Here is a 20200-nt window from a genome sequence, read left to right on the forward strand (position 1 = left end):
GGTGAAATCCCCGTCGATGGCGTGCCGTACCATCTCCTTGATGTCCTCGGGGCGGGCCGTGCTGGTGATGACGAAGACGCTCTCCTCGTCCACCTGTTCACCCATGACCGCGGCGGCTTGGAGGGCGTTGATGGCTTTACGCATGTCGCCGTCCGCCGCGTAGACGAGGGCTTCGATGCCGTCCTCGGTGGTTTCGATGTTCTCCTCGTCGGCGATGTACCGGATTCGATCAGCGACCGCCTCGTCCGCAATCGGCCCGAACCGGAACACCGCACACCGCGACTGGATGGGGTCGATGATCTTCGAGGAGTAGTTACACGACATGATGAACCGCGTTCGCTTCGAGAATTGCTCCATCGTCCGGCGGAGGGCGGCCTGTGCGTCGCTGGTCAGGGAGTCGGCCTCGTCGAGGAAGATGATTTGGAAGTCCACCGCGCCGGGGTCGTGGCGGGCGAAGTTCTTGATCTGGTCGCGCACGACGTCGATACCACGCTCGTCGGAGGCGTTCAGTTCGAGGAAGTGGCTCTGCCAGCTATCGCCGTACAATTCCTTGGCGATAGCGACGGCACAGGTCGTCTTGCCGATACCCGCCTGTCCCGAGAAGAGCAGGTTGGGCAAGTCGTTTTGCTCGATGTAACTCGCCAGTCGAGCGGTGATGTCGTCGTGACCAGCCACCTCGTCGAGGGTCTGTGGTCGGTACTTTTCGACCCAGATGGTGCCGCGTCCGGGGACGCTTTCCGCGTCGGCCTCGCTCATGGTCCAGCAAAGGAACCTATCGTTCTTAAAGGCCCCGAGAATCCACGCTGGCGGTTCGGGATTCCGGTGGGTGACGGCCGTCGGTTAGGCCGTCGATTCCGGCGTGAAAATCCACGATTCTCGTCGATAACGACTCAATTACTATTCTCCCGGAAATCGACACCTTGGGCCATGTGCGCACTCGTAACTCGTCGTAGACTCGTTCCGATCATCGTCCTAGTGCTCCTTCTCGCCATCGCACCGGCGACGGCGGCGGCGGAGCAGACGCGAACCGGTGGAACCGTCGTCGTCGGACAGGGCCAAACCGTCAGCGGTGGCCTCTCCGCAACCGCCGGGACCGTCGTAATTCGCGGCACCGTCAACGGTAATCTCGAAGCGTTTTCGGGTAACGTCCTCGTCGCCCAAACCGGAACCGTCAACGGCGACGTGTCGGCGTTCGCCGGAAACGTCCGTATCGAGGGCACCGTCAACGGAAACGTGGACGCCCAGACCGGCAACCTCGTCGTCGCCAAAAGCGCGACGGTTGGACAATCACTCGAAGGGGCCTCGGGTTACACCCTGATTGCGGGAACGGTCAACGGTGACGCCCAAGTCGCGGGCGATACGCTCACGCTCGCCAACTCGGCGAACGTCGGCGGCAACCTCGTGTACGACGTGAACAAATTCAACCGGCAAAACGGCGCGACCGTCGGCGGAACCGTCCGGCAGGACGAGTCGTTGACAGACGCCGGTCCTTCGCCGATACCGAAAATTCCGGGCTGGGTCGGCGCGGTGTACGGCTTCTTCGTGAATCTCCTGCTCGGAATCGTGCTGCTGGCGCTGTTCCCGATGTTCTCCGATAGCGTCGCGGACAACGGCCGAACCAACCCGTTGTTCTCCATCGGGGTCGGCATCCTCTTTCTCGTCCTCGTTCCCATCGTCCTTCTCGTCTTCGCCATCACCGTAATCGGGATTCCCATCTCGATTCTCGGTGCCATCGTCTTCGCCATCTTCCTCTGGATTGCGACCGTCTACGGGTCGCTCACGGTCGGCGTTTGGTTGCTCTCGCTCGCCGACTCGGGCGGACACTGGCTTGGATTGATTCTCGGTCTGTTCGTGGTCGCAATCCTCTCCCGAATCCCAGTCGTCGGTGGAATCTTCACCTTCGTCGTCCTGCTGTTGGGTCTCGGGGCGCTGGCCGCCGCCCTCTGGTCGCGCTATCGCGGACGGCGGAACACGCCGGAGTACATGGAAGCCCCCACAGGCGGTGACGAGGAGACGCCCGCAGACTGACTTTTAGAGCGTCCTACTGATTCTCAACACTCGCCATCGACTTCCCGCTCGAACCTGTCGATGAACGTCTCCACGAACGCCCGTCGTTCGTCGGCCACGCGTCGGCCAGCGTCGGTGTACATCCGCGACGGAAGTCGGAGAATCTTCTTGTGGAAGTGGTTCATCGACGTCGCACCCGCCCGCGTTTCGTCGTCGTTGAGCGGCAGGTCGGGGTCGTGCATGGGTTCGCCGTGTTCCCCGCCGTAACAGAAGTTTCGCGCGATGCCGACGGCACCGAGCGCGTCGAGGTTGTCCGCGTCGGACAGCAGTTTCGCCTCCAGCGTCTCGGGTTCCACGTCGTTCGAGAATCGATGGGCGCGGATGCAGTGTTGGACGGCACGGATTTCGTGCTCCGTCGCCCCGAACTCCGCGAGAATCCCTTCGGCCTCCTCGGCACCCCACTCGGCGTGGTCCTCGATTTCGCCGCGGTCCTCGCGCCCCCGGCCGATGTCGTGCAACCACACCGCCGAGAAGAGGATTCGTCCGTCCGGGTCGTCCTCCGCGGCAAGCGTTTCGGCGAGATTGGCGACCCGTTGGACGTGATGCCAGTCGTGTGCGGGGGCGACGTTCTCGAAGTAGTGGTTGGCGATCGGGCGGACTTGCGCGGGGAGGTCGTTCGCGGACATTCGTCTTGGGACTGTTCTGACGGATTCGAGATAAATGAAGTGAGCGGGAAGTCAGCGGTCCAAAGTGAGCGTGGTTCGTCTGCTCGTACATCACGTACAGCACGTACACTTATGTTTTTCAGGTACAAATAGATACACATGCCCATCGACATCGATACCTTCGAAACAGCATCCGAGAACGACCTCAAATATCGTGGAACGAATGCTGAACGAATTCTTTCGTTTCTTGCATCCCACCCTGATCAAGCGTTTACACCCACGGAACTCGCCGAGGAAACTGGTGTCCTCCGAAACAGCATCAACGCTGTTCTTGGTCGATTAGAAGACCGCGATCTCGTTCGTCATCGGGGACACTACTGGGCAATCGGAGACGATGAGGCACTTGCGGCCTATACAGCCACACGTTCAACCGCCCGAGCGATGACGGACCGTTTCGGTCCAGAGGATCCCGACGAATGGGAATCGGTTGACGACCCAGCAAACGAGGATAACTAGATGCCGTCGGCTACTCGTGGCGAAGTTTGGTGGGGTCCTGCACTGTTCAAAGATGGCAATATGTATCGACCTTGTCTCGTCCTCAGTATGGAATCACATCCGTTTGCTGAAGAGGAATGCATCGCGGTCGGTCTAACAACGACACCCCACGCAGAAGGAATTCAAATCGCTCGTACAGACTGGGAAACCGGTGGGACGTCACAACAGAGTTATGTCTCTCCCTGGTATTGTACGACGATTAAATTCTCGGACTTTGATCGTCACCAAGGGAAACTCAGTGAGGAAATTCTTGAACGTGTCGTCACTGACCTTGGTCAGTTTATTGGCCTTACAGTCGATGAGTGACGCCGAACGGTGTTTTATTTTCCCGGCAGTCACATCGTGTCTTCGAGGGCCGCCCGAAGTGGGGTGGCGTCCCACTGCTCGTCGTAGCGTTCCCCGTTGATGAAGAACGTCGGCGTTCCGATCACGCCGCTTTGAGCACCCGAAATGATATCTTCGTGAACTCGGTCGCGGTACGCGTGTCGTTCGAGGTCGTCGTCGAACCGAGCGAGGTCGAGGTCGAGCGTCGCGGCGACATCCCGCAATTCTGTCTCCCCTATCTCATCCGATACCTCGAAGAGCAGGTCGTGCATCTCCCAAAACTTCCCCTGTGTCGCCGCCGCTTCCGCCGCTTCCGCTGCCTCCTCCGCGTGCGGATGCAACTGTGAAAGCGGGAAATGCCGAAAGACGAACCGCACTTGATCGTCCATCGTCCGTCTCAGTTCTTTCACCGCCTGCTGTGCACCTTCACAGTACGAGCACTCGTAATCACCGTATTCGACGAATGTGACGGGTGTATCGTCGACTCCATCGATGTGGTCGTTCCGATTAACCGGTACAGCAAGCTGTGAGACACGTGATTGACTCATTGTTCCCCCCGTCTACCCTACCGCTAGCATCGGTCATAGACCTATCTCACGGACAAGAATACGGTCACTGAAAATCGTGATCCGGAGGTTATCTCGCGAACAACTGCTGAGCGTCGTCCACCGCTTCGACCAGTTTATCGACCTCTTCGCGGGTGTTGTAGATGTAGAAAGATGCCCGCGCGGAGGCGGCGACGCCGAGTTTGTCGTGAAGTGGTTGGGTGCAGTGGTCACCGGCGCGGATGGCGACGGCGTGGTCGTTGAGGATGCTGGAGAGGTCGTGGGCGTGAACACCGTCCACGTTGAACGAGACGAGGCCGCCGCGGTCGTCGCCCGGCGGGCCGTAAATCTCCACGTCGCCCTCCTCGGTCAGGCGGTCGTAGGCGTATTCGGCGAGTCCCTCCTCGTGGCGCTGGATGCGTTCCATGCCGATGTCGTCAAGGTAGTCCGCGGCGGCGGCCATGGCGATTCCCTGCGCGATGTTCGGCGTTCCTGCCTCGAACTTCCACGGCAGGTCCTCCCACGTCGAATCCTCGTAGGTGACCTTCCGGATCATCTCGCCGCCGTAGAGGTACGGTTCCATCTCCTCCAGGATGTGCTCCTTGCCGTACAGGCCGCCGATGCCGGTCGGCCCCGCCATCTTGTGGCCGGAGAAGGCGTAGAAGTCGGCGTCGATGGCCTCGACGTCCACGGGGCGGTTCGGGACGGCCTGTGCGCCGTCGACGAAGATGAGGGCGTCGTGGTCGTGTGCGAGGTCCGCGAGTTCGCCGACGGGGTTCGCCGTTCCGAGCGTGTTCGAGACGTGGACGACGCTGAGCATCTTCGTGTCGTCGGTGATGAGTTCCGCGGCGGCGTCCATGTCGAGATACCCCTGCTCGTTCACGGGGATGTACTTCACGTCCGCGCCGGTCTTCTTGGCGAGTTGCTGCCACGTCACGAGCGACGCGTGGTGTTCCATCTCGGAGAGGACGACTTCGTCGCCCGGCCCGAGTTCGTTCAGTCCCCACGCGTAGGCGACGAGGTTCTCGGATTCGGTCGTGTTCTTCGTGAACACCATCTCCTCGCGCCCGCTCGCGCCGATGAACTCGGCCATTCGGTCGTGGGCCTCCTCGTAGGCGATGGAGGCCTCCTGGCTCAACTGGTGGATGCCGCGGTGGACGTTCGCGTTGTAGTTCCGGTAGTAGTCGCTGATGGTATCGACGACTTGGTCGGGCGTTTGGGTCGTCGCCGCGTTGTCGAGATACACCACCTGCTTGCCGTTGAACTCCCGCTGAAGGATCGGGAAGTCCTCCCGGATGCGTTCGACATCCAGCGTGTCGGACTGCTGTGATTCCATTAGGTATTAGTTGGAGTTCGAGTGGGAACACTTCTTCGGTCTCCCCAAGCCCCACCGCTATCTGATTCGGCCTTCCGGCTGGCAACGTACGTTAAGACCCTTCAGTTCATAGGTCCGCTATGGTTTCGAAACGACGCTTGGTTGGCAATCTACTCTTTCTTGCCCTCCTGTTCGTCGGCCTCTTTCACACGTTTCTGACAGTGGCATTCCACGCTGGCTACCTACCGGTTGCCATCGGAACGGTCGTCGGTTCCCTCCTCTGTCTCATCGCGGTGAACGTCCCGGCGTATCTCGATTAATCGATTGGTCGAAGAGAAATAACAGTCCGCTTTTCCGCGCTTACATCCGCAGGAACTGCGCGTGTCGAGTGGAGTCGAATTCGAGGACGTTCGTCTCGTCCACAAACCCGGCGTCCACCGCGAGCGCCACGGCGTCGGTGCCGACGATGTTGGCCACGTTGGCCCGCGTGAGGCTGCTTACGACTTCGTCCTCGTCGGCCTCGTCGCCGCCGTAGAACTCCTCGCTGACGGTGAACGAGAGGTCGCCGTTTTCGAACGTCTCGCCCAACACGTCGTCGTCACAGACCGCGACCAGCAGCCCTTCGCCCGTGTCGCGCTCCTTGAGTATCATTCCTGGATCAACTCTTCCTCGGCCTCCCGTCGCATCTCCTCGGCTTCCTCGGCGAGCTTTTCGGCTTCCTCGTCCTCGCCCAACTCCTCCAGTGCGCGGGCCTTCTCCTCGATGACCTGCGCGTTCCGGAAGCCGAGGCGGATCGCGTTGTCGAAGCAGTTCACCGAGTCTTCGAGTAGCCCGCGTTCGAGCAGGAAGAATCCGCGGTTGAACCACGCTTGCGGGAACCGCTGGTCGATCTCGACCGCCCGCTCGGAGTGTTCGAGCGCCTGCTCCGTTCGGCCGGATTCCCAGAGCGCGTAGGCGAGGTTCGTCTCCGCCGTCGCGGCGTGTTCGCTGTCGTCGTCGATGTGCAGCGCTTCACGGTACGCGCCGATGGCCTCGTCCCACTCCTCCAGTTCTGCGTGGGCAACGCCTTTGTTCGCCCAGGCTTCCTGTGCGTCGTGGGAGTCCTCGTCGGCGAACCGCGCCGCCCGCTCGAACGTCTCGGTCGCCTGCTCGAAGCGGTTGATCTGCATGTAGCTCAGCCCGACCTCCATGAGGTCGGAAACCGAAACCCTGTCCCGCGGAATCGCCTGCTGGTCGAGGAGGTCGGTCACGACTCGGGAGTCCACCGGGTCCACCTCGTCCGGATTCACTTCGAGTTCCGGCGGGTCCAAGTCGAACTCATCGTACGGGTCGTCGAAGCCTTGTCCCTCGGAGAATTTGTGACTTCGCTCGTCGGTCATTACTCCCGCTTGGTGCGGCGCACTGTTAAGGACTGCGCCACGAGGACGGCGAGAATCGAGATTCTGGGGTGGTGGCCACTGAAGGGCGTTCCAATCAAAATCAACCACGTCGCTTTCAGTCGTCCAATCGCGCCAACACGGCTTCCGGGTCGTAGCGTAGCGACAGCGACCGCGACCGCCCGCGGCCATCGACGTTGGTGTAGGTGGCGTCGATGATGCCGAGTTGGTCGAGTTTGTTGATGATCTCCGAGTAGCGGGTGTAGCCCAAGTCGGTCTGGTCGTGGAACACGTCGTACACCTCACCCGCCTGTTCGCCGTCGTGTTCGGCGATGACGCGGACGAGGGTGACCTCGTGGTCGCTCAGGGCGTGCAGGCTGTGCGAGAGGTGGACGAACTTGGACTTCTCGTAAGCGTCCTCCACGTCCTGCGAACTCACGGTTCGACTGGCGCGCATCTCGGCGTTCAGCCCCGCCCGCCGGAGCAGATCGATGCCGACGCGCAGGTCGCCGCTCTCGGACGTGAGTTCCGCCACGCGCTCCAGCACGTCGGGGCCGATGACGCCGTCGTGGAACCCGCGCTTGACGCGCTCGCCGAAGATGTCGATTATCTCCTGTCGGTCGTACACCGGGAAGTACACGTCCTCGGGCCTGAAGACGCTCTGGACGCGGGTGTCCAGTTCCTCGATGACGTCGAGGTTGAGGTCGGAGGAGATGACGAGAACGCCGATCTTCGCCCCGCTGTGGGCCTCGTGAGCGCGGAGGAGCGAATACAGCGTGTCCGACGCTTCTCCCTCGTAGAACAGGTAGTTCACGTCGTCCAGCGCGACGACCAGCACCTCGTCCTCCTCCACCAGTTTGTCAGTGATCTGGCGGAACAGCTTCTTGAACGAAATGCCGCTGGACGGCGGTTCGTAGTCGAAGATACCCTCGAAGATGCGCGAGAAAATCGCATAGCGCGTCGAATCGACCTGACAGTTGACGCGAACCGTCCGTACGTCCGTCTGGGCCGCTAGCTCGTCGAACAACTTCTGGACGGACGTCGTCTTGCCAGTCCCCGGCGGCCCGCGCGCCATCACGTTGAGTGGGCGCGACCCGCGAACTGCTGGCCGAAGCGCGTATTGGAGGCTCTGTGTCTGGGATTCCCGATGTTTGAACGTCTCGGGCACGTAGTCGATTTCGAAGACGTGTTCCTCGCGGAACACCGACTCGTCCCACGACAACATCCCCTCCTCGGGGTCGTCTGCCATCACTTTCACCACGCTTCCGTAGCTACTTAATCCTTCGCCAGCGACAAAAGAGGTCGAACACAGGCGTTTGAGCTATCAGATCTGCTCTATTGCACCTTGGACGTCATTTCTGTCCATCGACATACCGTGCTTTTCCTGGGCGTGTTCCTGCACCATATCGATGATTTCTTGCTCGTCGTTCGCCCGTACCATAAAGTCACAATCCTGTTGCGTACATTCGAATTCTTGTGCCATGATGAATCTCCCCCCGTTTCGGGGCACAAACGGGAACGGTATGCTGATAGGTAACCGTTCTGGCTGTCGAAACGAGGAGAGGCGGTCAATCACGCTCGATCACAGGACCCGTAACGCGAGGCCAGCAGTGGATAGCACCGCCCCCAGAACGGCACAGTAAGTCAGTGGACTTTTCGCGGCGGGTCCCCCCGCCTCGTCCGGCCGAAGCGTACCGTAAATGCCACCGAATATGATTCCGAGGGCGGCGACGCCTGTCACGAGCGATACGGCAGTGAGGGGTCCCGGAAGCGATTCGGCGACCCACCGTATCGAGACACTGATTCCGTACACCGTAAGAGCGACCCAAAAAACCCGCGACGAGGACATATTCATCTAATTTTCTAGCCAACCGAAAGTACGTTCCAGAGGGTCACATCCCGCAGTTGGCAACGACCCCTAATCGAACTTCTCCAACAGCCGCTCGTAAAAGCCGTTTTCGCCCCCGTCAGCCAGTTTCTCGACGATCAGTTCGGGTGTCGAACGAGCGAGGTGGTCCTTGACCGGCGAGCGCTCCACCACGAGTTCTCCATCGACCAACCCCTTCGCTTCGATTCCATCGACCGCGACGGCGTAGTTAGCCACGGCCCGAATCTCGTCGGCGAGGTGGGAGACGAACACGCCGGTCACGTCGCGCTCGCCGAGTTCCTCCAGAATTCCCGCGATGATCTTCGCGCTCGCGCCGGGTTCCGTGATGCTTTCGAGTTCGTCCACCAGCACGAGTCTGCCCGTCTCCCCGTCGGCGAGGGCGGCGAATTGTCGGAGCGTGCTCTCGAACGCGCCAGCGTCCAAGGTTCCCTGCGTCTTCCCGTGATAGTGCAGTTCCTCGAACCGCCGTAGTCGAACCGACTCGGCGGGAACCGGCAGGCCCATGTGGGCGAGGATGACGACGAGCGCCACCAGATCCAGCGTCGATGTCTTCCCGCCGCTGTTGACGCCCGAGAGCAGTGCCACGCTTGACACACCGTAATCCACGGGTTCCACGTCCTCGAACGCCACGTCGAGGAGCGGCGAGCGCCCGCCGACGATGTCGAAGCCGTCGCCGTCGAATTCCGGCATCGTGCAGTCAAAGTCGCGGGCGAACCGCGCGACGGCCAACTCCACGTCCAGTTCGAGCGTGGCGCGAACCAGTTCCCTCGCCGCCTCGCGTTCGTCCGCGAGTTCACGCGCGAGTTCGCGCTTGTGCCGCGCCGCGCGTCGTGATTTCTCGGCGGTCAGTTGCTCCCGAAGCCGCGAAATCACGCCCTCGTCGTGTTCGACGGGAAACGTCGGGTCGTCCGAGAACGCCTGTCGAGCGAGTTCGGTTTCGCCCGCGTCCAGCGCCAACGTCTCGACCAGTTGTTCACGGGCGGCGTCGACCGCGTCGTCGTACTCGTCGGTCAGTTCGCGCGAGAGGAGCGAATCCACCCCCGCGCCGCGTTCGACCAGCGAGAGCAGGTCGGAGCCTTCGATGGTCACGTCTCGCTCCCGAATCGCTTCGCGGAGTCGGTCGTTGGCGACGTTCTCGGCCATCGAGACGGCGGCGTCCAGATCCGAAATCGCGTCGGTCAACCGGGAGAGTTCCTCGTCGCCCGTCACCCCGCCGTCCGCGGTGACACGGGCCAACGCGGATTCGAGTCCGTCGATGTCGAGCGGTGCATCCAATCCCGCGACGCGATGGACCTCGGCGGCCGCGAGCAACGTCTCCCGATTCTCGGCGAAGAAGGCCAGCGGTCGTTCGGGAACGAGTTCCGCCGGGGTGTCCAATGCGTCGGGTTCGACGCGAACGTCGCCGTCGATGGCGACGCCCGTGAACGCCTCGTCCAGCGCGACGACGGTCGAATAGCCGCGTGCGAGTTCCGCCAGTTCCCGCGTGTCCTCCACGACCTCTATCGGCAGTTCCGGGATCGCCTCGCGCGCTTCCGCGTAGCGTTCGGCATCCGTCGTCGCCAGACAGCGGTCGTTGACTCGAACCCCTCGCGGACTCGACAGCGGTTCGACGCCCGCCAACGCGTCGCGTACGTCCGCCGTCGGCGTGCGGTCCATCGCACGGCGGGTAAACTCGTGGACTTCCTCGATCCGTGACGCGGTCGAACTCGGGTACAGCGTTTCGAGGCGCTTCTCGGCGTACGTCGTGACGGCGCGCGCTTGCACCAAGGAAAGCACGTCGCGGTACAGTTCGCGCGCTCTATCGGTCGCGAGAAAGCCGCCCTCGTCGTCGTGTCGAATCCTGATGGCACCGCGCGCGATGGCGGCAGCGCGTCCTTCCGTGATGCCCGGCGCTCGCGCGAGCGTGGCGACGTCGCCGGTCTCCAGCGCTCGCTCGGCGTTATCCAGTTCCGCGAGCGCGTCGGCCGTCTTCGCACCGACGCCGGGTACCGCCTCGAACTCCATTCGCTCCGTGATATTGCGGCATACATAAAAAACGTTCCCGACGCGTACCGATCGACGGCCGTCCGTTCCTGAGAGCAGTCGGATCGGTGGAATTCGATGTACTGTCCCCCTCCAAGTGTTTTTGCCGGTCCACAACAATCACGAGGTATGCCGACCCTCTCGGAGAAACTGACAGCCGCGAAAGCCGACCTCGCGGACCGTGACGGCGTCCTCGTCGCGTTCAGCGGCGGCGTCGATTCGAGCGTCGTCGCCGCCATCGCACACGACGCGCTGGGCGACGACGCCGTCGCCTGTACCGCGAAGAGCGAAACATTGCCGGAAGCCGAACTCGCGGATGCAAAGCGGGTCGCCGATGAGATCGGCATCCGCCACGAAATCGCCGAGTTCAGCGAGTTGGACGACCCGAACTTCGTCGAAAACGACGACGAGCGATGTTATCACTGCCGGACGATGCGCCTCGGTTCGATGTTCGAGGCGGCGGCGGAACTCGACATCGGGGTCGTCTGCGACGGGACGAACGCCGACGACGTGAGTGCGGGTCACCGCCCTGGCCTCCGCGCCGTCGAGGAACTCGATGCCTACTCGCCGCTCCTCCAGCACGACATCTCGAAATCGGAGGTGCGCGAAATCGCCGAGCGGTACGACCTCTCAGTCGCCGACAAACCCGCGATGGCGTGTCTCTCCTCCCGAATCCCGACCGGATTGGAAGTGACCGAGGAGCGACTTTCGCGCATCGAGCGCGCCGAAACCCTCCTTCGCCAGTGGGGATTCACCCAGTTTCGCGTCCGCGACCACGACGGACTCGCCCGGATCGAGCTCGGCGAGGCGGAACTGTCGCGGGCGCTGGACGAGGAGTTCGTTCGCGCCGCCCGCGACCACTTCACGGACCTCGGTTTCGACCACGTCACGCTCGACCTACACGGTTATCGGACTGGAAGTGTGAGCCCGGAAAGCGATGTTCACTCGGCGACTGGCGAGTGAACATCGAAGAGCGAACGAGAGAGCGATGTCCGAGGGAAACGAATCTGACACACGCGAACCGCTGATCGAGGACGAGTTCAGTGCAGACTCGGGGACTGACGATCGATAGAAAGCAGCGTCGGGCGTTCGCACCCAAAGGGTGGCAGTTTGCTGGCACGCGAACTGCGGTCTGTAGCTGCTGGCACGCGAGCTAAGGGCAGGTACGAACGCTACCACTACATTGAGGACAGATCCTCTTAGTTATATACCGATTACAGCTATCGAAAGCTCTCATTGTGTATCTCCACGGAAATGTGTGTGTGCCAAAAACTGTGTCAAACGGTCACCTGCCCGTCCATTTTAGGAGGAGCAGAGTTCCCTCGAACAGCCCGACCATCGTGATCGCGACGAGGAACGGGGCCATTCCCGTCGGGTCGGGACTGAAGAGGAAGGCGAATCCGGCGAACGCACCCCAGAAGTACAGGCGTTTGCTGGCCATCCACTGGCGTGTCGTCAGTCCCATCATGATGGCGAGCATGATGAGGAGCGGAATCTGGAAAACGATGGCCAACACGCCCATCATCATCAGGATGAGGTTGAACGTTTTCGTCAACCCGAAGGCGATGCCGACGTCCGCGCTCGACGTGTACGAGAGGAAGTATTTGAAGATGGCGGGCAGGATGAGGAAGTCGGCGAAACAGAGTCCGACGAACGCGAGGACGAGGCTGGTCGGGACTGCGGCGAGGTAGTAGCGTCGCTCGTTCGGGTAGAGTCCGGGGCGCATGAACAGGTACGTCTCGTACACCATGACGGGGAGCGCCACGACGAGGCCGCCGAGGCTGGCGACTTTGAGCTTCGTCATCACGAGCGCCAGCGGAGCGTAGATTCGCGGTCGGGTGTCCTTCGAAATCGGCAGGATCTGATACCAGAGGAAGTTGATGATGTGGTCCGCGGTCGGGAGGATGAGAAGGGTGACGACCGCTGCGATGACGATGACAACGGCGAGCCGTTTTATCATCTCCTCGACGTGGTCGGCCAGCGGCATCTCCTCGTCCTCCATCGGCTGACTCGGCCGCTCGACTGCTTGCTCCGGGTCCTCTGGCTCGTACAGGTCTTCATCCGGCGGCGCCGGCGCTTCTTCCGACGCCGGAACCTTGGATAGATTACTACCTGCCGTCGCATCCGATTCTTCGCCCATTCACCCGAGGATAAGCAGCCGTATTATTATAGGCTTTCTTCATCTCGCGAGACGGGAAGATTGATAACTGACACGGGGCTACCATCCCCAAGCAATGTCTACCTCGGGGAACAGTCTCATCGGCGAGGATACGGCGAAAACGGTTGCTTCAGGCCGTGAAACCATTGGCGGCCTACTGAGAACGGCGCAGAAGGAACTCCAGAAGGTTTTCATCGTCTTCGTTATCGGGTTCATCGGCACGTTCTATAGCATGTCGTGGGTGGTGTGGCCGTTCCTGCGCGACGTGACGACCTCGGGGATGTCACAGAAGGTCATGAATCACGTCACGATCGTCGCCGTGACGCCGTTCGACGTGATCCTCTTGCAGGCGAAAATCGCCATGTTCGCCGGTATCGTTCTCTCCATTCCTGCCTTGCTCTATCTCGCTCGTGATTCCATTCGGGAAAACGATTGGTATCCCGAAACGTCCATCTCCTACTGGAAAATCGTTCCGCTGGTCCTGCTCGGCGTTTTGTTGTTCGTCGGGGGTATCGCTTACGGGTACTCCGTCTACCTCCCGATAATGTTCAATTTCCTCGCGAAGAACGCCGTGAACGCCGGTTTGGAGCCGAAGTACGGTATCGTGCAGTGGACCGAATTCGTCCTCATCATCTCCCTTTCGTTCGGTCTCGCGGCGGAACTCCCGCTCATCATGAGTTCGCTGAGCTACTCAGGTATCGTGCGCTACGAGACGTTCCGCGACAAGTGGCGGTACGCCGTCCTCATCATCTTCGTCTTCGGTGCCGTGGCCTCACCGCCCGACCCGTTCACGCAGGTGATGTGGGCGGTTCCGCTTTGTCTCCTCTACGGGTTCAGCCTCTACCTGTCGAAGTTCCTCGTTACCATCAAACGGGGAAGCAACGAGGTGAGTCCGAGGACGGCGATTCGGGACAAGTGGAACTACATCGCCGGAATCACGCTCGTCACGGCGGCGGCGGCGTACCTGTTCATCTCGCAGAACGGCATCGGCTTCGTGAACGAACAACTCCTTTCGGGACTTCCGGCGAAGTACCGTCCAGCGCCGTTCCCGCCGATACAACAAGCCATCGGCGTCCCGCGCGAAACAGCCGTCGTCCTGACCGCCGTCGCGGTCGCGCTCGTCGTGCTGATTATCGCTACGCTCTACTTCCTGTTCACCTCCCTCGAAGAGAGCGCGGCTATCGGTCAGTCCACGGGCCTCGACCTGTACGAACTCGACGCGGCGGGTGTCCGTGCCGCTCCACCGGAACTGTTCGCCGAGATGGGCGAGGGCGAGTCGGTCGAGTACGCCCGCGCCGCGATGGATGCCGACCAACCCGAGAAGGCACAGGCCATCCTCGACCGCTACGACGCGGCACAGGAAGCGAAGGAGGCCGATGCAGCGGTTCAGACGGGTGAGAGCGATCCTGACGCGCCCGAGGGGGAAGCACCGCTCGCCGAGGACGTGGCACAACAGAGTACCGAGCAGGAGGGGAACGTCTTCCAGCGTACCACGGCGGGGATGGCGAGCGCGTTCACCGACGACGAGACGACCGAGGACGACATCGGTGGCTACTACTACGACTTCGCGTTCATCGCCCAGAGCCTCATGTCGAAGATGTTCCGCATCGTCATCGTGTTCATGCTCGTGCTTGCGGGCGTCTTCGTCTACCTCTATCAGGGCGGTATCGGGACCATCAACAAGGACTTCACCAGTCGCGTCCCGGAAGCCGTGACGGCCGCCGCCGGTAACGGACAACTGCTCAACGTCGTGACTCTGCATCCGGTCGAGGCGCTCATCTTCGAAGTGAAGATCAGCACGCTGTTGGCGGTCGTGTCCGTGCTCCCGATGGTGCTGTACTACGGATGGCCCGCGATGAAGGAGCGAAAACTCGTCCGCGGGAACCGCAACGTGTTCTTCGCGTGGGGTGGTGCGCTCTTTGCCGGTCTCCTCGTCGGCAGCTACATCGGCTACACCATCGTCGCGCCGGAGATCATCTCGTGGCTGGTCATGGACGCCCACCGCGCGGACATGGTCATCTACTACCGAGTGAAGGCGTTCTTCTGGTTGGTCTTCCTCACCACGGTCGGTATCGGCCTCCTCGCCGACATCCCCGTGACGATGTTCATGTTCCACTGGGGCGGCATCCTCAACTTCGAGACGATGTTCGAACACTGGCGTCCGGCCATCATCGGTATCTTCGTCATCGCCGCGTTGGTGACCCCGGACAGCCTGTACACGCTGTTCCTCATCGCGATTCCCCTCTCGGTCGCCTACCTCATTGGTCTCGGCGGTCTCTGGGTTGGGACGCTCGGCGGTCGGCGCGCCTGACGGTGCGCTTAAGTATTCTTCACGGAATACCACGGTATGAGCAAGATAAGCGTCGAGATACCCGACGAACTGCTCGCCGACTTGGACGACCACGTCGGCGACGACGGTAAGTTCGTGAACAGAAGCGACGCCATTCGTGCGTCGATCCGGAAGATGCTGGATATTTTGGACGAGATAGACGAACGTCACGGACGACTCGAAGATGACTGAGAGAGTGCAACCGGGGTCCGCGCTCCCAACCGGTCAACTCGTCCTCACCGGGTTGTTCGTGACGGCGCTGGTGACGGCACAGCTCACGGCGGCGAAGGTGCTCCAGTTCACGATTCCGCTCTCGCTCCCGGTTACGGGTGACGCGCTCGTCTTGCCGGGTGCGGCGCTGGCCTACGCGCTGACGTTCTTCGCGTCGGACTGTTACGCCGAAGTGTACGGTCGGAAGGCGGCCCAGCGACTCGTCAACGTCGCCTTCGTGATGATATTCGTCATGCTCGTGCTCGTCTGGTCCACCATCGAGGCACCCGCCGCACAGTCCAGCGTGGACCCCACGAAGTTCCAGACCGTCCTCAGCGCGAGCACGAACATCGTGATTGGAAGCCTCTGTGCGTACGTCGTCAGCCAGAACTGGGACGTCATCGTCTTCCACGAAATCCGCGAACTCACCGACGGCGACCACCTCTGGGCGCGCAATATCGGTTCGACGGCGACCAGTCAGGCCATCGATACGGTCATCTTCGTCGGAATCGCGTTCTACGCGCTCCCCCGATTCGCCGGTATCGGACCGAAAATCCCGACGAGCGTCGTCCTGTCGCTCATCGTCGGCCAGTACATCTTCAAGCTGTTCGTCGCACTCCTCGACACGCCCTTCGTCTACGCCGTCGTGGGCTATCTGCGTTCACAAACGAACGTCGGTCGAGTGCCGAGTTCGGCGGACTGAAAAACAGAGGGAAGTGATTCGGTGATGGACGACGAGAATCGGTGATGGACGACGAGAACCGTTAGTCCAGTCGCTGGGCGAAGCCGAACTTCGGCTTCACGTCCTCGACGCGGATTTCGACGGTTTCCCCTTCCTCGGTGTTCGGCACGAACAGCGTGTACTCCTCGACTTTCGCCACGCCGTCGCCTTCGCTTCCCACGCCTTCGATGGTCACTTCGAGCCTGTCGCCCGCTCTGACGGGTGCAGTGAGGCGCTTGCGGGCGACGAGATAGACCTCGGAGGACTCGTCACGCGACGCGTCGGGGCTCATCGTTCGGACGTACTCGAACTCCGGTTCCATGTCGTCGCGCAGGTCGTCCAAGTCAGGTCCTTGGAACACCTTGACGACGAAGTCGCCGCCCGAATCGAGCAGTTCGAGGGCCGTCTCGAACGCCTGTCGGGCGAGGTACACCGAGCGAGCGTGGTCGAGGCTGTACTCGCCGGTCATGTTCGGTGCCATGTCGGAGAGGACGACGTCGGCCGAACCGGCGACGTCGATGACTTCCTGTTGGGTTTCCTCCTCGGTCATGTCGCCGCGGATGGTCTCGACGCCGTCGATGGATTTGATTCGCTGGAGGTCGACACCGATCACGGTTCCATCGTCGCCGACTTCCTCCGCGGCGACTTGCAACCAGCCACCGGGGGCCGCCCCGAGGTCGACGACCGTCTCGCCCTCGTGGAGGAGATGTGCGGACTCGTCCAACTGCTTTAGTTTGTAGGCTGCCCGCGAGCGGTAGCCTTGCTGCTTGGATTTGTTGTAGTAGTGATCTTTACGGGCCATTTGTTAGGAATGAGTTGTCTACGAGGATGTTTACGCCCTTCGTTGTCCGTCGCTCTCCGTGGCGTTCCACCGTTACAAAAATCGTAACTGGACGACGAGGAATGCCCCCGTCAGCGGTATTCACACTCGTCCTGATGACGAACGAGGTCAGATTTGTTCTTCCCGCCGACGAAGACCTTCTTCTTACAGTAGTTGCACACTCCCCATCGAGGGTCGTCTTCGTCGAGCGTGTATTCTTCTGGCCGCCACTTCTGCGACATATTTCTTCAGAGTACCTTCTAGCGTAAAAAGTTTATCAAAAATCTGTATATTATCTCTTGTAATAATCAGGTGGCGGTGGTATGATTGTCCCCCGTTCGATGGCGTGGTGCGCCCTCAATATGCACACGCCGCGCGCGCGAACGGATGACTTTTATGCCACCCTTTCATACCCCCTATCAACATGTTCAAGGCTATCGTGAGCGCGGATACGCTCCGGACGACAATCGATTCCGTGGGCGTTCTTGTGGATGAATGTAAAATCCACTTGGAGGAGGATGGCCTCACTATCAAAGCAGTCGACCCGGCCAACGTCGGCATGGTTGACCTCCAACTCGACGCCGAAGCGTTCGAGTCCTACGAGTCGAACGGCGGTATCCTCGGCGTCAATCTCGACCGCCTCGAGAGCGTCGCAGGCATGGCTAGCTCCGACCAACTCATCGAGATGGAGTTGGACGAGGAGACGCGAAAACTCCACATCAAGATCGACGGCTTGGAGTACACCCTCGCGCTCATCGACCCCGATTCCATCCGCCAGGAACCCGACATCCCGGACCTCGATCTCTCCGCTACTATCGTCGTCGAAGGGTCCGATATCGACCGTGCGGTCAAAGCGGCCGACATGGTGTCCGACCACATCGCCCTCGGCGTGGACGAGGACGACGAGTTGTTCTACGTCGAAGCGGAAGGCGACACCGACGACGTCGATCTGAAACTCGACCGCGACGACCTCATCGATCTCACGACCGGACCCGCCCACTCCCTGTTCAGTCTCGACTATCTCAAGGACATGAACAAAGCCATCCCGAACGACGGCGAAGTGAGCATCGACCTCGGCGAGGAGTTCCCCGTCAAACTTCACTTCGAGATCGCGGAAGGCATGGGCCAAGTGACGTACATGCTCGCACCGCGTATCCAGAGCGACTGAAAACAGCCTCGACGACTCTCGTTCCTCTCGTTCTATAGATTCCGATCGATAACGGCCTTCGTCGCTTCTGCCTTCTCCTTCCAGCCGTAGCCGACCTCGTAGACGTGACGCTTGTTCTCGACCAGTTCTTCGGGCGTGGACTCCTCGAACCCGCCGCGTCCCCACGTTCCGCTCTTGTGCAGCCACTCGACCACGTTTTCACGCGTCTCGGGCCACGACAGGCCGACCATCTCGTACCACGCGATCATGGCGAAGACGGCGTTGTCGTGACAGCCCGGTACGCTCCCTTTCTCGTAAATCGTCCGCATCGGCTCGAAACTCGGTTCGGAGACGGTTTCGCGGAACTCGTCGCCGGTGAGCAATCGGAGCGCACCGTCGTTTTCCACGACGCGCTTTTCGTGTCGAAGTCGGTCGAGCGCGGCGGCGTGGGTAGCGTCCCACCGCCCGTGAACCGTTTCGCGGAGTTCCTCCTCGGGGAGGGAGTCGGCCGATAGGACCGAAACGATGTCCGTGTACGCCTTTTCGATGTTCGTCCACGGCTCCCCGTCGAATCGGCAGTCGGGGCCGTGGAGGTTCGTCGTGGTCCGACAGTCGGGACAGGGATAGTCGAAACGTGGCACGCAATTCCGTACTCACGCGTCGGTAATAGATGATTGGATTCGACCGAATCGCGGAAATGCGGCATTTCCGTTTCCCCCGTCCGAGAAATCCCTCGTTACCGGCGACCGTCGCGTTTATCCGCCATCGCTCGAAACGGCGAACAATGAATTCGCTCCATGCCCGATACCCGTTCCTCGCGTCCGCCCGCGAGGCGGTTCGGGACGCAAACCTGGACCCTGCGGCGGTTATCGCGGGCGAGGGAGAGCGCCACCCCGCCGTCGAGCGTGGCGTGGAGCGCGTGCGCCGAGCATTGCTCGATGGAACCGTGCGCGCCCCGGACGACGGACGGCGGTGGGCGACATCGACCGAGGTGCTTTCCTATCCCATCGCCCGACTGTTGGTGTCGCTCCTCAACGCGCCGGGTGCAGTGGAAAAGTACGCCAGCGCCGAGGCGACGACGGCCTACGAACGGTTCACCACCGATTTTGAGACGCCCGACGACGGCCTGAAGAGCACGGGCGGAACGTCGCTCACGCTCCAACAGTTGCTCGCGGATTTCGACCTCTCGGAGGATGTCGTCGCGCGCGGCGACGACTTCGGCGTCGACGTCGTCACGTACATCTCGCTCGCGGGTGACTACGGCGACGATTGGCGACTCGTCACGCGCCAGCTTTCGGACGGCGTCGTCACCGTCTCGCAGGCCGAACTGCACGAACTGCTCCGGACGGCGGTGGAGATGCGAATCGCCGAGGATCTACCGCTTTCGGTCCCCTCGGAAATCGCGGCTGCACTCGACGAGGAACTGTCGGAATTGGAGTCGTCGTTCACCGACGCGGACTTTTCACACGATATCGACACGCTCGCCCCGGAACTGTTCCCGCCGTGTATGACGGCGCTGCTCTCCCGGATGCGGGACGCGGAAACGCTTCCCGCCCACTCCGAGTTCACGCTCGTCTCGTTTCTCGCCAGCATCGGGCTCGACGCGGACGAGATACTGTCGCTCTGTGAGGTTCGAGAATCGGGTCGAGGGGACCGACTGCGCGCTCGAATCGAGCGTGTCCGCGACGAGCGAACGACGCAGTTCGCGCCGCCGAGTTGCGCGACGTTACAGGCGTACGACGACTGTGTGAATCAGGACCAGCGCTGTGAAACGGTGACGCATCCGCTCGTTTACTACGAGGATGCGCTGGACGAAAACGGGACCGTGACCGACTGGCGCGACCGTTAGTGCTGATTCGCCAACCAGAAGCCGACGCCGGTCATGACGAGAATGAAGAGCGCGATGACGCCGACGATTTCGAGTGCGCCCGCTCCAGTGATACCGCCGGTATCGTACTGCGACCCGACGATATACATCGCTACGATGAAAAATCCAACCGACACGACGGAGACGACGATGTCGCGGAGCGTTTCGCCCTCGAGTTCCATGCTCTGGATTTCCCGGGGTTACATCAAAAGTTCTCCGCTTCGCGGTCGCGCCCGTCCGTCGTCGTGAGT

At 61.3% G+C, this 20200-nt stretch carries 25 protein-coding genes; 10 read left to right on the top strand and 15 right to left on the bottom strand.

From position 1 onward, the window contains the following. A partial coding sequence (locus WBV42_RS05000; protein WP_423985051.1) for a replication factor C small subunit occupies positions 1-756 on the bottom strand: 756 nt, incomplete at its 3' end. 171 nt (positions 757-927) lie between these two features. On the opposite strand from WBV42_RS05000, the gene WBV42_RS05005 reads away from it, so the two are divergent. Further along, complete coding sequence (locus WBV42_RS05005) at positions 928-2028, top strand: bactofilin family protein (RefSeq protein ID WP_423985052.1); 1101 nt, start codon at positions 928-930, stop codon at positions 2026-2028. Positions 2029-2051: 23 nt separating this feature from the next. Here WBV42_RS05005 and WBV42_RS05010 read toward each other — a convergent pair whose 3' ends face one another. Next, a complete protein-coding gene (locus tag WBV42_RS05010; protein ID WP_423985053.1) occupies positions 2052-2693 on the bottom strand; it encodes an HD domain-containing protein in 642 nt (213 codons plus the stop codon). A 138-nt stretch (positions 2694-2831) separates the two neighbouring features. On the opposite strand from WBV42_RS05010, the gene WBV42_RS05015 reads away from it, so the two are divergent. Further along, the gene (locus WBV42_RS05015; protein WP_423985054.1) at positions 2832-3188 is read left to right on the top strand and encodes a MarR family transcriptional regulator; all 357 of its coding nucleotides are present in this window, start codon (positions 2832-2834) and stop codon (positions 3186-3188) included. After that, a complete protein-coding gene (locus WBV42_RS05020) occupies positions 3189-3533 on the top strand; it encodes a type II toxin-antitoxin system PemK/MazF family toxin (RefSeq protein WP_423985055.1) in 345 nt (114 codons plus the stop codon). It abuts the gene before it with no gap. Between the two features lie 29 nt (positions 3534-3562). On the opposite strand, the gene WBV42_RS05025 is transcribed toward WBV42_RS05020, so the two are convergent. Together WBV42_RS05025 and WBV42_RS05030 are read right to left on the bottom strand one after the other, a co-directional pair. Then, positions 3563-4099 carry a DsbA family protein gene (locus WBV42_RS05025; RefSeq protein WP_423985056.1) on the bottom strand — a complete coding sequence of 179 codons (537 nt, stop codon included), beginning with the start codon at positions 4097-4099 and terminating at the stop codon, positions 3563-3565. 88 nt (positions 4100-4187) lie between these two features. Then, positions 4188-5432 (bottom strand): aminotransferase class V-fold PLP-dependent enzyme, encoded by a 1245-nt coding sequence (locus WBV42_RS05030; RefSeq protein ID WP_423985057.1) that lies wholly within the window; start codon positions 5430-5432, stop codon positions 4188-4190. A gap of 119 nt (positions 5433-5551) precedes the next feature. Between WBV42_RS05030 and WBV42_RS05035 the strand changes: the two genes are divergently transcribed. After that, positions 5552-5731: a hypothetical protein gene (locus tag WBV42_RS05035; RefSeq protein ID WP_066140458.1), complete on the top strand. Its 180-nt coding sequence runs from the start codon at positions 5552-5554 to the stop codon at positions 5729-5731. Positions 5732-5771: 40 nt separating this feature from the next. Here WBV42_RS05035 and WBV42_RS05040 read toward each other — a convergent pair whose 3' ends face one another. From WBV42_RS05040 to WBV42_RS05065, 6 genes are all read right to left on the bottom strand, one after another. Further along, positions 5772-6062, bottom strand: coding sequence for a DUF424 domain-containing protein (locus WBV42_RS05040; protein WP_253225030.1), 291 nt, complete (start codon positions 6060-6062; stop codon positions 5772-5774). After that, positions 6059-6790: a tetratricopeptide repeat protein gene (locus WBV42_RS05045; protein ID WP_423985058.1), complete on the bottom strand. Its 732-nt coding sequence runs from the start codon at positions 6788-6790 to the stop codon at positions 6059-6061. Before WBV42_RS05045 ends, WBV42_RS05040 begins: the two co-directional genes overlap by 4 nt. Positions 6791-6905: 115 nt before the next feature. Then, entirely contained in the window at positions 6906-8036 is a 1131-nt protein-coding gene (locus WBV42_RS05050; protein WP_423985059.1) for an ORC1-type DNA replication protein, read from the bottom strand. Positions 8037-8111: 75 nt separating this feature from the next. Further along, positions 8112-8270 (bottom strand): DUF1059 domain-containing protein, encoded by a 159-nt coding sequence (locus WBV42_RS05055; protein WP_082837713.1) that lies wholly within the window; start codon positions 8268-8270, stop codon positions 8112-8114. 99 nt (positions 8271-8369) lie between these two features. Next, positions 8370-8600 carry a hypothetical protein gene (locus WBV42_RS05060; RefSeq protein ID WP_423985060.1) on the bottom strand — a complete coding sequence of 77 codons (231 nt, stop codon included), beginning with the start codon at positions 8598-8600 and terminating at the stop codon, positions 8370-8372. A 105-nt stretch (positions 8601-8705) separates the two neighbouring features. Then, positions 8706-10679, bottom strand: a complete 1974-nt coding sequence (locus tag WBV42_RS05065; RefSeq protein WP_423985061.1) for an endonuclease MutS2 — start codon at positions 10677-10679, stop codon at positions 8706-8708. Positions 10680-10826: 147 nt separating this feature from the next. On the opposite strand from WBV42_RS05065, the gene larE reads away from it, so the two are divergent. After that, entirely contained in the window at positions 10827-11660 is an 834-nt protein-coding gene (larE, locus tag WBV42_RS05070; RefSeq protein ID WP_423985062.1) for an ATP-dependent sacrificial sulfur transferase LarE, read from the top strand. A gap of 322 nt (positions 11661-11982) precedes the next feature. Here larE and tatC read toward each other — a convergent pair whose 3' ends face one another. After that, a complete protein-coding gene (gene tatC, locus WBV42_RS05075; protein ID WP_423985063.1) occupies positions 11983-12837 on the bottom strand; it encodes a twin-arginine translocase subunit TatC in 855 nt (284 codons plus the stop codon). Between the two features lie 94 nt (positions 12838-12931). Here tatC and WBV42_RS05080 point away from each other — a divergent pair, with 94 nt between their 5' ends. Genes WBV42_RS05080 through WBV42_RS05090 form a run of 3 tightly spaced genes read left to right on the top strand, consistent with a single transcriptional unit; the run spans position 12932 to position 16097 of the window. Further along, positions 12932-15166, top strand: a complete 2235-nt coding sequence (locus WBV42_RS05080; protein ID WP_423985064.1) for a twin-arginine translocase subunit TatC — start codon at positions 12932-12934, stop codon at positions 15164-15166. Between the two features lie 36 nt (positions 15167-15202). Then, complete coding sequence (locus tag WBV42_RS05085; protein ID WP_066140492.1) at positions 15203-15376, top strand: ribbon-helix-helix domain-containing protein; 174 nt, start codon at positions 15203-15205, stop codon at positions 15374-15376. Next, positions 15369-16097 carry a queuosine precursor transporter gene (locus tag WBV42_RS05090; RefSeq protein WP_423985065.1) on the top strand — a complete coding sequence of 243 codons (729 nt, stop codon included), beginning with the start codon at positions 15369-15371 and terminating at the stop codon, positions 16095-16097. The genes WBV42_RS05085 and WBV42_RS05090 overlap by 8 nt, the downstream gene beginning before the upstream one ends. A 61-nt stretch (positions 16098-16158) precedes the next feature. On the opposite strand, the gene WBV42_RS05095 is transcribed toward WBV42_RS05090, so the two are convergent. Both WBV42_RS05095 and WBV42_RS05100 read right to left on the bottom strand, forming a co-directional pair. Continuing rightward, positions 16159-16917, bottom strand: a complete 759-nt coding sequence (locus tag WBV42_RS05095) for a 23S rRNA (uridine(2552)-2'-O)-methyltransferase (protein ID WP_066140499.1) — start codon at positions 16915-16917, stop codon at positions 16159-16161. A 110-nt stretch (positions 16918-17027) separates the two neighbouring features. Then, entirely contained in the window at positions 17028-17177 is a 150-nt protein-coding gene (locus tag WBV42_RS05100; protein ID WP_423985066.1) for a hypothetical protein, read from the bottom strand. A 182-nt stretch (positions 17178-17359) separates the two neighbouring features. Between WBV42_RS05100 and WBV42_RS05105 the strand changes: the two genes are divergently transcribed. Continuing rightward, the gene (locus tag WBV42_RS05105) at positions 17360-18103 is read left to right on the top strand and encodes a DNA polymerase sliding clamp (protein ID WP_066140502.1); all 744 of its coding nucleotides are present in this window, start codon (positions 17360-17362) and stop codon (positions 18101-18103) included. A 32-nt stretch (positions 18104-18135) separates the two neighbouring features. Here WBV42_RS05105 and WBV42_RS05110 read toward each other — a convergent pair whose 3' ends face one another. After that, on the bottom strand, positions 18136-18723 hold the full coding sequence (locus WBV42_RS05110; protein WP_423985067.1) for a DUF7474 family protein: 588 nt from the start codon (positions 18721-18723) through the stop codon (positions 18136-18138). Between the two features lie 143 nt (positions 18724-18866). On the opposite strand from WBV42_RS05110, the gene WBV42_RS05115 reads away from it, so the two are divergent. Beyond that, positions 18867-19931 carry a DNA primase gene (locus WBV42_RS05115; RefSeq protein ID WP_423985068.1) on the top strand — a complete coding sequence of 355 codons (1065 nt, stop codon included), beginning with the start codon at positions 18867-18869 and terminating at the stop codon, positions 19929-19931. Here the strand turns inward: WBV42_RS05115 and WBV42_RS05120 are convergent. Beyond that, positions 19928-20131 carry a DUF7472 family protein gene (locus WBV42_RS05120; protein WP_423985069.1) on the bottom strand — a complete coding sequence of 68 codons (204 nt, stop codon included), beginning with the start codon at positions 20129-20131 and terminating at the stop codon, positions 19928-19930. The two genes, WBV42_RS05115 and WBV42_RS05120, sit on opposite strands and share 4 nt — an antisense overlap. Positions 20132-20200 lie beyond the last annotated feature (69 nt).

It is taken from the genome of Haladaptatus sp. (genome assembly GCF_049589095.1).
Classification (GTDB): Archaea; Halobacteriota; Halobacteria; order Halobacteriales; family Haladaptataceae; genus Haladaptatus.